Genomic DNA, 13933 nt, shown 5'->3' with positions numbered 1-13933 from the left:
AATATGGCCCAAAATATCGTGATTTAGTCTTCGACCTCAAATCGGCTGCATCCCGTGAGTTGCGCCGCCCACAGGCATGTCGATCTCGTGACAGGATCGTGACAGCAAAAGCCGACTTAGGTTTTTTGTAGTTATCCACAGGAACCGTTAAGGCGCGGAGATGTCCGACGGCGCCCTTGTCGCCACCTGCATGGCGTCATCCCACTGGCTAAGAAGGCGCGCACGGCGCGCTTGATCCAGATTAGCCAGCAAGGCGGGCCCCACCCTTATCGGACGCGCGCCGGGCGCGGCTGCTCGCAAAGGTGTATCAACATCGTTGCGCACCGGCCGAATGCCCAGCGCGCCTATGACCCTTTGTCCTTCGCGCGACAACAGGAAGTCTAGAAACAGTCTCGCCGCGTTTGGGTGGCCCGCGTTGCGCGGAATGAAGGCCACCCGAGATACGGAAAGATGATAATCCGTAGGCGTAATCAGTCCGATCTGCGGCGCTCCGACCGCCCAAGACGCGCCATAGGACTGGTTCATGTTGTAAGCGAAGGCCATCCGGCCGTCCGCGATCTGACTCATCATCCGTTTGCCCGAGGTGTCGAGTCTCGGTCGCGATGCACCCAACGCCTCCATCAGCGGCCAGGCATCGGGATAGATTTGAACGTCCGCCGACAACTGCATCAAGGCGACGCCGCTCCGCTCTGCGTCATATATCGTGATGCGGCCATCCAATACGTCGGGGCGCGCTTTCAGCAGACGAAGCAAATCGGCATGGCTGCGTGGCACGACATCCTCTGACATCTTCACGCGATTATAGGCGAATACGATCGGCTCCGCTGTCAGCCCGTAACCTTGGTCGCGCCAGACCGAGCCATCCGGCATGGCGGTCCGATGCGGCGACTTGTAGATTTGGGCATAGCCATCGTTGATGAGCTTGACCTGAACATCCATCGCCGAGCTCCAGACCAGATCCGGCCCCTTCCGCCCGGCATCCGCCAATGCTCTCACCTGCTCGGCGATCTGAGTGGAATTGACGTCTAGAAGATGCACGGCGATCTGCGGCCAACGCAGACGAAACGCATCCACGACTGGCCCCATCAGGCTCGTGTTGGTGAGAATTTGCAGCGCGCCTTCGCGGCGCGCCATCCAACGGACCCGCTCCGCCGTGCCCACGCCTTGCGGCTCCAACGAACAGGCTGCGATCAATCCCCCGCCGCCGGCCGCCAAGCCGCCCGCCAGCGCCTGGAGCAGATGTCGGCGACCCGGCTTCAACCTACGAGCTTTCGAGCTATGGTGTCGCACATGACCCTTCATCCCCTCTCGTCGCCATGAGAATACTCGTCGTCGAAGATGACAAGGCGCTTCGCCATTCGTTGGAGACCAGCCTCATCGAGAGGGGTTTTCGGGCGACCTGTACTCACAGCGGCGAGCAGGCGTTAGAGATGGAGCGCGACGGCGGTTTCGACGCCGCCGTCTTGGATATAGGCCTGCCCGACATCGACGGCTTTGCGGTTCTTGCGGCCCTTCGTCGCCGAGGGTCTTCAACGCCGGTGCTGATGCTTACGGCCCGCGACGCCTTGGGCGATCGCGTCGCCGGGCTGGACCTGGGAGCCGACGACTATCTGGTCAAACCCTTCGCGCCCGTCGAGTTGGCGGCGCGACTTCGCGCCATCGTGCGACGACGCCAAGGACTGGCTGCAGGCGCGATCGTCGTCGGCACCCTCTTCTGCGATTGGGGAACGGGACGCGTTTCGGTCAACGATCGCAACCTGGCTCTCCGTCCCCGCGAATGGGCGGCCCTGCGCGTGCTGGCTTCCCGACCTGGGCAGGTGGTGGATCGCGACCTTCTGGCGGCCGAGGTCTTCCCTCAGGATGAAGCCCCCTCCATAAACGCCTTGGAAATCCATGTGGGCCGACTTCGGCGCAAGCTTCAGCCTGATGGCCCTGCCGTGACGAACATCAGGGGACGTGGGTATCGCCTCGATCCATGAACAGCGCCGGGTCCAAGTCGTCCCATAGTTTGGTCTTAAGGCTGTTGATCGCGCAGGTCATTCCGTTGGCGATCTTGGCCATCGTCGTGCTGGTTGTCGGCGCCTGGACGGCCCAACGCATCGTAGCAGACAACTCGGACCGCCTGCTGGCTGGCGCGCTTCAAACCATAAGAGCGACAGCGTCGGTCGAACACGGACGCATCACCGTTGATGTCGCACCATGGACGCTCGCTCTTTTGGACGGCCCTGAACGCGACGCTGTCTTTTATAGCGTCCGCGACGGCGATCAGTTGGTCACCGGCTACAAAGATTTGCCAAACCTGGCTCAGGCCCAGCAGGAGGAACCGGTCTTCGCCGACCTGTCCGTGAGGGGGGTCCCCGTTCGCATGGTTCAGCAGACGCTCGACATCCCGGGCCATGCCGCGCCCATTCGCGTTTCCGTAGCTCAAAGCCTGGATTCTCGCAGCGCCAGCTTGCGCGAACTTTATCGCAGCCTTCTACTCCCGCCAGCTCTCCTAGTGGTCCTCGCGGCCATTCTGATCTGGCCAGCGCTGCAATGGGGCCTGATTTCGCTCAAGAGCCTCATCCAAGATCTGGCTCGTCGCCCAGGCATTTCAGCGGCCTTCGCACCGGCCGACATTGACTTGGCTCCGCGCGAGTTCTGGCCCGTCCTTACGGCCTTTAATCATCTTCTCACTCGGGTTGAGACATCCACCGCCGGTGTTCATCGATTCGCGGCGGATGCGTCGCATCAGTTGCGCACACCGCTCTCGATCGTCTCCGCTAATATTGCGCTTCTTGCGGACTCGCATCGCTCCTGGACGCCCCAGCAACAACGATTGATCGACGACTCCCGCGACGCCGCCAATCGTATGACGCGCCTCGTTGAACAGTTGCTGTCGACGGCGCGAGCGGAAGCGGCTCGCATTGGTTCGTCGGCCGACCTCGGCCGCGCCGCGCGTCGCGCATGTCAGGCCGTTCGCGCCCGGCGCGACTTTCCCGACGGCGCACTGCGCCTGCGCCTTGCAGCCGAACCGGTCATCGTCCTTGGCGCGGAGGATTTTATCACCGAGCAGATCCTCAACCTAATCGACAACGCCTTTCACCACGGCGCCGCGCCCGTTTTCGTACATGTGCGCGCCGCCGGCTCGGTCAGCGTTTGGGACCATGGCGAAGGGGTCTCAGAAACCGCTCTTCCCCACCTCGCCGACCGCTTCTTCCGCGCCAGCACGACAGACACTCCAGGGTCAGGCCTAGGCCTCGCCATCGTTGCCTCACTCGCCAAAGCTCAAGGCTGCGACTTCGAACTGCGCAACCGTAATGGAACGCGAAGCGGCCTCGTGGGGCGACTTGTTTTTCAAGCTCGTAACGAAGGGATCGTGGCCTGACGTTCATCAGTCACCCACTCTCGCTTTCCGCAAATGCGGCACGCACAAAGAGTTGCTGGCGGCGCCGTCGGTCTAATGCAAACTTGTTTCCGCATCAGGCCGCGGCGTGTGCGCTGGAATGAAACCGTCGTCGCTCCAACAGCAGCGCCTATAGCGGCGCCGATCCAGGCCTCCGGGCGATGCGCCCGGAGGCCTGGTCTCGATCAGAAGTAGAAGCGCACGGCTGCGGTGATGGTGCGGCCAGGCAGGGCCTGGGCCAGCACAACGCCGCTGGCGGGCAGCGTGTCGGCCGATACCTCCGTCAGGGCGGTTTCGTCGAACAGGTTGTTTGCGGTCACTGACAGTACGACGCGGTCGATGGGGCGCACTTGGACGAAGGCGTTGACGGTTGCGTAGCCAGGCATCTTCAGCTGGTTGACGTCCTGCGTATAGCTCTCGGTCGTGCCGACAACGCTGGCGCCGACCGTGAACAGGTCCGTCTCGTACTGCGGCATGACCTGGAAGATCAGGTCGGCCTGACGGCGCGGCGAGTTGCCGACCAGGGCCGCGTCCTCGGCCTTGGTGATCTCGGCGCTGGTGACGGTGGCGCTGCCGGTCAGGCTGAACGGACCGTGACGCACGCCGGCCTCGAACTCGGCGCCCTTGGCCTCGTAGCTGCGCTGGACCAGCACCAGACGGGTGACGCCGCCGGCATCCGCGCGGATCTGCTGGTTGGTCTCGCTGACCTCGGCCCAGAAGCCCGTGACGTTGGCGAACAGGCCGTTGGCGCGATACTTCATGCCGATTTCGGCCTGGTTCACCGGATCATAGGCCGCGTCGGCCTGCAGCAGGTCGCCGTCGACATTGCTGATGGCCGGCGAACGCAGGATCTTGTCCGCTGCGGCACGCGCGCCCTCGCTGTAACGGGCGAAGGTCGAGAAGCTGTCCGAGACGCGGTAGTTGGCGCTGAGCGAATACGACACATAGTCGTAGTCGTAGTCGACCGGGGTGGCGCTGGCCGCCGGCGCAAAGGCGAAGGTGCGCTCGGCTTCAGAGATGACGCCGTCGTTGTCCACGTCGATGGTGCGAACGTCGGTCAGGCCGTTGGCGATCGTGCGGCCGCTGACGTCGCCGCTGTCGAAGCGGATCGATCCGCCCAGCGCCAGCTTGCCTAGCCGGTAGTTCAGCGAGGCGTAGGGCGCCAGCACCTTGTAGGTCACATCGGTGCGCGAGTTGGACCCGGCGCCCGAGGGACCGAAGAAGTTGACGACGCCGTCCTGCGTGCGGGGCGTGCCGTTCGTATTGAAGATGTCGACCAGGGCCGAGTTTCCACCGCCCACCACGTCCTGAAGGAAGGGGATATATTGGCGATCGAACTTCAGATCCTGCTGTGCCGAATAGACGCCAACGGTGGTCGTCAGGTCGCCGCCGCCGATCTTCCAGACGCGGTTGGCGCGTAGATCGTTGGTGAAGTTGTCCAGGCTGTCGATATCGGTGTGGACCAGGGTCGAATAGGCCAGCAGGCCGTTGCCGTTCAGGGTCGTCGGGCTAGTGATCGCCTGACCGGCGCGCGGTCCCGTCGCATAGGCCAGGGTTCCGGGACGACGACCGAACGCCAGCGGCGCCTGGGCCGCCGGCACAACGGCCAGCGGGTAGTTGAAGGACTGATCGCCCGATTGCTGCGCGTAGCGCATGTGCTCGGAAATCGTCCAGCCGTGCAGGTTGAAGCGGGTCTGGAAGCCCAGCGCGCGCACCTGAACCTGATTGCCGTCCTGCAGATTGACGCGCTTCAGGTTGTTGTCGCCGTCCAGCAACGGGAAGACCGTGGTATTTCGCGACGTCAGGGTGTCGCGCGTCATCGAGAAGTTCGGAACGTCGCTGTAGTTGGGATCGTCGTTCGTGCCGGACACCAGCAGAGGCGTCGGCCCATAGGCGATGACGGTTTCATCCAGGATCTTGCCGTACAGACGCACGAAGCCGCCGTCGAAGGTCTTGGTGATGTTGGCCTTGATCTGGCCGCCCTTGTTGCCCGTGAAGCCGGCGTCGCGCGGGCCTTCACCTTCGCGATAGAAGCCGCCGACGTGGAAGCGCACGGTGTCGCTCAGGTGACCGCCATAGCTGAAGTCGCCGCGATAGGTGTCGTAATCCAGGCCCGAAGACACCTGGACCGAGCCGCCTTCGACCTCACCCGTCTGCGAGATCAGGTTGATCACGCCGCCCGGCGCGTTCGATGCGAAGGTCGAGGACGACCCGCCGCGGATGGACTCGATCTGGCCGACGTTGAAGTCGTAGCGCATGAAATAGTCGGACGTCAGCGCCAGGATGTCGCCGAACTCCAGGACCGGCAGACCGTCTTCCTGGAACTGCAGATACTTCGCGCCGGTGCTGACCATCGGCAGGCCGCGGATCGTATAGTTGCCGTTGGTCTCGCCCGTGCTGGCCTCGGCGCGAATGCCGGGGATGGTGCGGAACAGGTCGTTGATGGAATAGGCGCCGATCTTGGCGATCTCGACATCGTTGATCGAGCTGGTCGAGGTCGCGCTGTCCAGCCTGTCGCGCGCCTTGGCCACGCCCGTCACGATCACGTCGTCACTGGCCCGCGTCCGGCTGGCCTCCCAGGCTGTCTGGCGCTGCGGCGCAGGCTGCGTCTGCGCATGAGCAGGCATGGCGAGGATAAGCGGCGCAAACGCAGCCGTGAGGTACAGGGATTTCAAGGAAGCCTCCAAGGCGTTGTCTTTCAGTGCAGAGACTGGACAACTGATTTTCGTTCGGAAATTCTTCCATGCAGTTTCTTGCATGGCTGTTATCAATAAAACACGGATGTGTTTGATAATTTATAATGCCAGACTACGAATTAATACTGACATAACGGCGCTTACGAAGTTCGGATTGTTGCGCCGGTTTCTTTACCACTCAACTAGATTGATATCTTAGAACTCGTTCCAGTCGTCATCGGCTGCTTCGCTGGACAGCGCGAGCGCACCAACCGTGCGGACGCTCTTAGGCGCCGGTCGCGGCGCGGACGCGGTGTCTCGGCGAGGCGCCGGCGCGGCCGGGGTCGTCGTATTCAGCCGGAACCTGGAAACCAAGGTCGCCAGCTCGTCGGCTTCGGTCGCCAGGATGCGCGCGGCCGCCGTCGCCTCTTCCGCCATGGCGGCGTTCTGCTGGGTCATGCGGTCCATGCTGCCGACGGCGCTGTTGACCTGCTTCAGGTTCTCGGACTGGACCTGCGCCCCTTGCGCGATGTCCACAATTAGGGTGTTGGCGTCGCCGATCTTGGACACGACCCGCGCCAGCATCTCGCTCGTTTCGCCGACCCGATCGACGCCCAGCCGAACCTCGTCCGACGACTTGCTGATCAGTTGCTTGATGTCTTTGGCGGCGTCGACGGTGCGCTTGGCCAGTTCGCGCACCTCGCCGGCGACAACGGCGAAACCGCGTCCGGCATCGCCCGCTCTCGCGGCCTCGACGCCGGCGTTCAAGGCCAGAAGATTGGTCTGCAAGGCGATGGCGTCGATCATGTTGATGATCTCGCCGATCTCCTGAGATCCGGCCTTGATGGCGTCCATGGCGACGATCGCTTCTTCAACGATCACGCGACCGTCCGCGGCGTCGCCATTGGCCAGGGTGATGGCGTTGCGGGCGTTGGCCGCGCTGCGCGCCGTGTCGCCGACCATGTCGGTGACGTGGTTGGTGGCGGTGGTGGTTTGCTGCAGGCTGGACGCCTGCTGTTCGGTTCGCAACGACAGGGTTTCGGACGCGGAGCAGATCTGAGTGGCGCCCAGCCGCACGCTCTGGGCCGACCCGGCGACGCTGGCTAGGCTCTCTTCCAGACCCTGCACCGCCACGTTGAAGGCTGTGCGCAGACGCTCATACTCCGGGGCGAACGGCGTGCGAATGGTGTGGGTCAGGTCGCCGGCGGCCAGAGCCTCCAGCGCCGTGTCCAACGCCTCGACGACGTGACGTTGCGCGGCGTCGGCGACGACCTTCTCGCGCTCGGCGGCGTCCTTGGCCAGGTCGGCGGCCGCCTTGGCCCGTTCGGCCTCGGCCTTGGCCACGGACGTGTCGCGGAACACCAGAACCGCGCGCGCCATGTCGCCCAATTCGTCGGCGTGGCTGGCGTCGACGACGATATCGTTGTCGCCCTTTGCCAGTTGGCCCATGGCCTCGGTCAGAACCGTGATCGGGCGCGCGATCATGCGGCTGAGCATGGCCGACAGCACCATGGCGATCGTAATCAGGGCGATGCCGCCGACAATCAGGGCGATGATCGCGGTGACGATCGCAGCCTGCTGACGTTCCAGATTTTTCTCGGTGACCGCGGCTTCGGCCTCGCGCAGATCGCGCAGAGGCAGGACGGCGTCGCTGACCAGAACCTTCTTGCCCGCGTCGCGCACCTCTTGCTGGGCCTGCTCACGCTTGCCGGCGCGGACTTCGGCGATCATGCGATCGCCCCATTCGGCCCTCCAGGCCAAGGTGGCCAGGCGCGATTTTTCGAGCAGCGCCTGTTTTTCGGCGTTGCCCAGCTGTCCCTTCAGCTCGACAACGACCTTGTCGAACTCGTCGCGCCCTTCGTAGTAGGATTTCAGATAGGTCTCGTCGCCGGTGACCAGAAAGCCCCGGAACTGGCTGTTCTGACGCAGGATCGCGGTTTCCAGCGACATCGCCTGTGCCTCGATCGTGCGGCTGAGATTGTTGCTCTCGATGGACGCGCGGATCATCATGATCGTCGCGAAAAAGACCGCCATCATGATCGCCGCCGAGACGCAGATCAGGATGAAGGAAAGCCGCAACTTTCTCGGAATTCGCATCTTCGACATCATGAGCTCGCCCCCGTTACGCACTTGTACTTACCTAGGGGCAACCGATTACTCAGCTGACGCCACTGCGCACAGCCCGGTTTCGGTTCGAGCTACGCAAAACACCCTGTTTTTCAGGTGACTATCCACCCCTATGACGGAACGACTAAAAAGATAGTTAAGCTGCCGATGCCCGGGCGCTTACATCGACCGGACCTGAACTTCGCGAGATTCATGCGCTGTTAAGCGAGGTGATCATAGGTAAGTCACCCTTCCCGTCCGCGCTTCAAGCAACGCCGGGTCGCAACCCCCGGGTGAATACTTCTTCAGGCCGGGGACACACAAGTAACAGTTCGTTTTATTCGGAATGCGCGACGATGCGATTGGTGACTGGATGATCTGCCCCGTCGCCGACCGTTTCACCCAGGAACTCGCGGCCCAGGCCGACCGCTGCCGCGCAATGGGGTCGCCCTTCGTCGCCCGCGTTCTCGAAGCCGCAAGCCGGCAGCTGTCGCATGCGCCGCTCACCGCCGCACGGCTGTATGACTGGCCGGGAGATCAGGCTGCGGCTGCCCTGGCCCTGCGCTTGAACGGCGCCTTGCACGCCTTGGCGCGTGCGGGCCGGTCCTACGCCCTGACCAGCCTTTATCGTCGCGAACACACCGACTTCGACGCGGCCGTGGCCGACGCCCTGGCCCGGAACGATCGATACATCGCCGACTGGATCCTGCATCCGCCGCAAACGAACGAGGTGGCGCGCGCCGCCGCGCTGATGAGCGCGCTGATGGCCGCCCCTCTGGATCGCGCCATGCCTTTCGAGCTGCTTGAGCTCGGGTCCAGCTGCGGCCTGAACCTGAACTTGGATCGCTACGCCTACGCTCTGGGGGCGGCGTCAGCCGGCGATCCCTTCTCGGACGTGCAGATCGAACCCCTGTGGCAGGGCGCCTCGCCGAGGGTCGGCCCGGTCTCAATCGCGGCGGCGCGCGGCGTCGATCTGAATCCGCTGAACGCCGCAGACCCGGCGCATCGCGAACGACTGCTGGCCTTCGCTTGGGCTGACCAACCGGCGCGCACCCAACGCCTCGAGAACGCCCTACGCATCGCCGCCGATCATCCGCCGCGCATCGATCAGGGCGACGCCGTGACCTGGCTGACCGACCGTCTGGCCGAGCCGCAGCCGGCCGGGCGCTGCCGCGTAGTCATGCACACCATGGTGCTGCAATATCTCAGCGACGACGACCGTCGCCAGATCGTAGCGCTGCTCTCGACCGCAGGCCGCCGCGCCGACGCCGACCACCCGCTGCTCTGGATCAGCTTCGAATGGACCCGCGACCGCAGCCACGTCGAACTGCGCCTGACAGCTTGGCCCACCGGCGAAACCCGCGTCCTAGCGCACTGCCATCCCTACGGCGACGAGTTGGAGTGGCTGGCGTCGCCGGCCTCGATGCTGGCGGCGTAGCTCTAGAACCGACGGCTCGGGTTGTCCCCCAGGCGCCGTTCACTCCCGCCCTCAATCCGCCGGAAGGACGATGGGAACTTGCAGGCCGGTCTGCGAGACCTGGGCGCTGGCGAAGCCACCGGGCGCGTCGATCAGCCCCGTGCCGATGGGCAGCCTGTCATAGAGCTGATAGCGGATCGTCTGCCCCGGCTTGACGGTGGTCGTATAGGTCAGGACCGAGGGATCATCCGAGGACGGGACCAGCCGGATGGCGATCTCACGCGATCCCAGAAAGTCGCCCCACAGCCAAAGGGGGCCCGTCTGGCCGGCGGGCCGACGAATGGTGAAGGTCAGCGGCGCCGGCTGAACATAGTCTTCGCGCGTATAGCCCGCCGCCAAGGTCAGATTGTTGCGGTCGCGCCAGTCGAAGAAGGTCGCGTTCTCCCAGTTCGATCCCACACCCCACCGTGTCGAGCAGGAGGTGGAGACCCAGGCGGGTTCCCAATAGACCACGCCCTTGCCGCCGTTTGAAATGACGGTCTGGGTGATGTCCTTCATATATTTCAGCTGCCCCTCCTGCGTGGCGGGATAGGCGGGCAACAGGGTGTCGGGCCCCAGCAGATTGGGCGAGGCGTCAGCGCCGTCGTTAGTGAACGGATAGGAGGTCTCCACCACGACCACATCGGCGGCATAGCGATGCCGCAGACGGTTGATCGTGCCGCCCAGCCTGTCCAGGTCCTGGGTGGACCATTTGCGATAGTAGCTGATGCCGATCAGGTCATAGCCGGTCACGCCCGATCGCGCGGCGTCCGCAAACCAAGGCTCCACGTTCTCCGGCTGAGCGATGTGAAGCATCACGCGCGGCTTGATTGCACTGGTCGCACCGGCATCGTGAACGGCCTTGATGCCGGCGTTCAGCAGGGCGGCGTTGCGGCTCCAGTTGATGCCGGAGCGCGTAGTCTTCCAATCCGCCTCGCCCATGACCTCGGGATTGGTCTCATTGCCGACCTGCACGACCTCGGGCATCAGGCCGTCTGCGTCCAGCGCCTTCAACGTCTCGAACGTATAGTCGTACAGCGCCTTGGACAGGGCGGGCACATCGTCCCGTATCGATCGCCACGCCTTGGGCACGATCTGCTTGTCGCCATCGGCCCAGTCGTCTGAATAGTGGAAATCGAGCAGAACCTGCATGCCCGCCTCTTTGGCGCGCCGGATCGTCTCGCGAACATCATCCAGATCGCTGTAGCGGGTCCATTCCGCGTCGTTCCACAGGCGCACGCGAACCAGATTGGTCCCCGCATCGGCGAAGATCCGATAGGGATCGCGCGCCTCGCCGCCGACGCGGTAGACGGCCCCGCAGTCCTCCATCTCGTTCACATAGGACAAGTCGGCCCCGAAATAGAAGGCGGGCGGCGCCTCCAACCGCGGCTGGGCCTGGACGGGCGCGAAGACGCCTGACGCCGCCAGGATCGACGCCCCGCAGATCGTGGACATGAGGCGGTTGAAGATCGGCATGGACGAAACTCTGAGATCGGAGGGACGGCCGGGATCGACGCGAGATCGATCCGGCACTGGCAAGGATGGATCACCCGCCGAAGCGGTAGGTCGCGCCTAGGAAGAAGCGACGGCCGAAGCTCTCGTATCGGCCCTGACGCGCCGTATCGCCGTAGTAGGTCTCGAACGGCTCGTCGGTCAGGTTATTGGCCTGGAACAGGAGTTCGACGCCCGACATCCGAGAGCCCTCAGGGAAGGCGTAGGAGGTCTGGAAATCGACCACCGTCTCGGGCGCGGTGAACAAAATGCGGTCGGTGTCGCCCAGCTCGGTCGCGAACTCGCTACGATAGCGGCCTGCGATCCGCGCCTCGAAGCCGTTCTTGTAGTAATAGAACGACAGGTTGGCGACGTGTTCGGACAGGCCCGGCAGAGGAATGTTGCCGATGCTGTTGTCGTTCTCGGCGACGCTGATGTCGCTGTCGGTGTACGAATAGTTGGCATAGACGCCCAATCCATCGAACGGCGCCGGCAGGAAGGTGAAGGCCTGCTGGTACAGAACCTCAAAGCCCTGGATGTATCCGCCCTCGCCGTTAACCGGCTGACGGAAGGTTCCGGTCGTCGGAGTGCCGTTCACATTGACGACGATGTCGGTGATCTGAGGGACGATGTAGGTCTCCAGATCCTTGTAGAAGGCCGAGATGGTGAAGGCCGTGTCCGCCCCGAAATAGTGTTCGTAGGTCAGGTCGAACTGGTTGGCGCGGAACGGCTCCAGCGCCGGATTGCCGCCGAAGGCTTGGGGCGCGCCGAACACGAACACGCCGAAACCGGCGTTCAGATCGTCCAGCGCCGGGCGTGAGATGGCCTTGGACGCCGCAAAGCGCACCTGCTGGCCCTCGCCCACCTTCCACGTCAGATTCAGCGTGGGCAGAGTGTCGGTGAATTCGTTGGTGAAGCTGACGGGCGTCAGCACCACCGCCCCGCCGGTCTGCGCGCCCTGGTCGACGCGGGTGCTGTCCGATGTGGTTTCGGTATGCACCACCCGAACGCCCAGATTGCCGGTCAGTTCACGCCCCAGAAGGGTCGTTTCGAAATCGATGTTGGCATAGGCGGCCTGGGTCTTTTCCGACACTTCCCAGCTGGACCGACGGTCGAAGTCCGACGTCGTCGGATTGATGTCGCCGAAATAGGCGTCGATCACGCCCAGAATGTCGAAAGACAGCGTGCGGGGCACGTTCGAGAAGTCGCCGGGAAAAACCACCGGCGCATTCAGCAGGTTGGCTGGAATCTGCGTGCGGTTCGCCGGGTTGACGAAGCCGAACTGTGTGCGCTGTGTGAAGTCCTTGGACCGATCGGTCAGGCGTCCGCCGAACTGCACGCTGGTGAAGAATCCGTCCAGATCATGTTCGAAGTCGCCGTTGGCGCTGAACAGTTCGTCGTTGATGATTGGCGCGCCGCCGCCGCCTTCCGGAATCTGGAACTCGGTGATCCGATTGATCGACGGATCGGTCAGGTCAACGTTGAAGGCGAAGTCGGCGGCATGTCCCGGCCGCGAGTTGAAGGTGCTAGTCACGCCGGAATTCCGTTCGACCGGCACGCCGCCGATGACGTCGTGAACCTCGGTGCGCACGGTGATGAAGCGTTGGTCGCGCTTGGTCGTCGAATAGGCGACATCACCCGTCGCTTTCCAGCGATCGCCGCGCCAGACCCCGTTCACGCCGCCTGCCCACAGCTCGTCCGTGAAGTTGAACAGCTCGTTGACGTTGCGCAACTGAAGACCGAAGTCCGCCTGTTTTGTCGCCGTGATCCCCGTCACGCCGCCGTTCTGGACCGTGGCGTTCGTGAAGCTGTTGCCGAACGGCAAGTCTTCCAGGCGAAAGCCGCGCTGGGTCTCGTCATAGGCGACCTTGGAGTAGAACAGATCGGCGGTAAGCGACACTTGGTCATTCGGCTTGTACTGAACGGTGGCCAAGGCGCCGTCGCGATTATCCTCGCCTCCCCGCACCAGAGCCTCATAGCCGAAGGGGATTTCGTCGTTGCCCTGACCGTCGCCGTTCAGGTCCGCGAAACTGTTGGTGTAACGGAAGATGTTGGTTCGCGCCGTGGCGACAGCCTGACGCCGCCCGGAATAGCCCAGGGCCACCCCCAGCTTGCCGTCCAGAAACTGGTCCAGATAGGAGAAAGACACGATATAGCCGGCGGGATCGGCATCGGGGATATCCTCGGCCAGATCGCTGTAGACGCCGCGCACATTGGCGACGATGCGGCGCGTTGAGAAGTCCAGCGGCTTGACCGTGCGCAGGTCCACCTGACCGGCGATGGCGCCCTCGACCTGGGCCGCAGTGGGCGACTTGTAGACATAGGCGCCGTTGATCAGTTCGGCCGGATACTGTTCGTAACGGATGTTGCGGCTGGCCTCGGCCGAGACCAGTTCGCGCCCGTTCAACAAGGTGTTGACCAGGTTCGGCCCCATGCCTCGGATCGAGATCTGGGTGCCGTTGCCACGGTCGCGGTTCGACGTCAGGCCCGGCAGGCGGGCAAGAGATTCGGCGATCGAGGCCTCGGGCAAGGCGCCGATGTCGTCGGACGACAGCACCTCAACCACATTGCTTGCGGCTTGCTTGCCGGCCAGGGCGTTGCGCAGCGCCGCCCGAATACCGGTCACCACGACCTCGCCGACCTCTGTCGCGTCCTGATCAGCGCTCTGATCAGCCGTCGTGCTCTGCGGGGTCGATTGCGCCAGGGCAAAACCCGGTGTCGCCATCAATGCCGTCACCAAACCCGTCGCGGCCAGCAGCCTGTATTTGTTGACCCTCATCTTGTCTCTCCCTCTTCACGCCGCCTCGTGTGCGAGCGCCC

At 63.7% G+C, this 13933-nt stretch carries 8 protein-coding genes; 3 read left to right on the top strand and 5 right to left on the bottom strand.

Features of this window, described 5'->3' with window-relative positions; genetic code table 11:
* Positions 1-147 precede the first annotated feature (147 nt).
* Positions 148-1134, bottom strand: coding sequence for an ABC transporter substrate-binding protein (locus BVE01S_RS03530; RefSeq protein ID WP_167544810.1), 987 nt, complete (start codon positions 1132-1134; stop codon positions 148-150).
* Positions 1135-1316: 182 nt separating this feature from the next.
* On the opposite strand from BVE01S_RS03530, the gene BVE01S_RS03525 reads away from it, so the two are divergent.
* Positions 1317-1979, top strand: coding sequence for a response regulator transcription factor (locus BVE01S_RS03525; RefSeq protein WP_066624367.1), 663 nt, complete (start codon positions 1317-1319; stop codon positions 1977-1979).
* Positions 1976-3367: a sensor histidine kinase gene (locus BVE01S_RS03520; protein ID WP_066624366.1), complete on the top strand. Its 1392-nt coding sequence runs from the start codon at positions 1976-1978 to the stop codon at positions 3365-3367. Before BVE01S_RS03525 ends, BVE01S_RS03520 begins: the two co-directional genes overlap by 4 nt.
* 203 nt (positions 3368-3570) lie before the next feature.
* Here BVE01S_RS03520 and BVE01S_RS03515 read toward each other — a convergent pair whose 3' ends face one another.
* Both BVE01S_RS03515 and BVE01S_RS03510 read right to left on the bottom strand, forming a co-directional pair.
* Entirely contained in the window at positions 3571-6060 is a 2490-nt protein-coding gene (locus tag BVE01S_RS03515) for a TonB-dependent receptor domain-containing protein (RefSeq protein ID WP_066624552.1), read from the bottom strand.
* A 216-nt stretch (positions 6061-6276) separates the two neighbouring features.
* Complete coding sequence (locus tag BVE01S_RS03510; RefSeq protein WP_084375280.1) at positions 6277-8157, bottom strand: methyl-accepting chemotaxis protein; 1881 nt, start codon at positions 8155-8157, stop codon at positions 6277-6279.
* 355 nt (positions 8158-8512) lie between these two features.
* On the opposite strand from BVE01S_RS03510, the gene BVE01S_RS03505 reads away from it, so the two are divergent.
* Positions 8513-9604: a DUF2332 domain-containing protein gene (locus BVE01S_RS03505; protein ID WP_066624361.1), complete on the top strand. Its 1092-nt coding sequence runs from the start codon at positions 8513-8515 to the stop codon at positions 9602-9604.
* 51 nt (positions 9605-9655) lie between these two features.
* Here the strand turns inward: BVE01S_RS03505 and BVE01S_RS03500 are convergent, their stop codons facing one another.
* Together BVE01S_RS03500 and BVE01S_RS03495 are read right to left on the bottom strand one after the other, a co-directional pair.
* On the bottom strand, positions 9656-11098 hold the full coding sequence (locus BVE01S_RS03500) for a glycoside hydrolase family 53 protein (protein ID WP_240612062.1): 1443 nt from the start codon (positions 11096-11098) through the stop codon (positions 9656-9658).
* Between the two features lie 70 nt (positions 11099-11168).
* Positions 11169-13892: a TonB-dependent receptor gene (locus BVE01S_RS03495; RefSeq protein ID WP_066624358.1), complete on the bottom strand. Its 2724-nt coding sequence runs from the start codon at positions 13890-13892 to the stop codon at positions 11169-11171.
* Positions 13893-13933: the final 41 nt, after the last annotated feature.

Origin of the sequence: Brevundimonas vesicularis NBRC 12165 (assembly GCF_001592205.1) — a bacterium.
Taxonomy (GTDB): Bacteria; Pseudomonadota; Alphaproteobacteria; order Caulobacterales; family Caulobacteraceae; genus Brevundimonas; species Brevundimonas vesicularis.
This window is presented reverse-complemented; position numbering and strand designations above follow the sequence as displayed.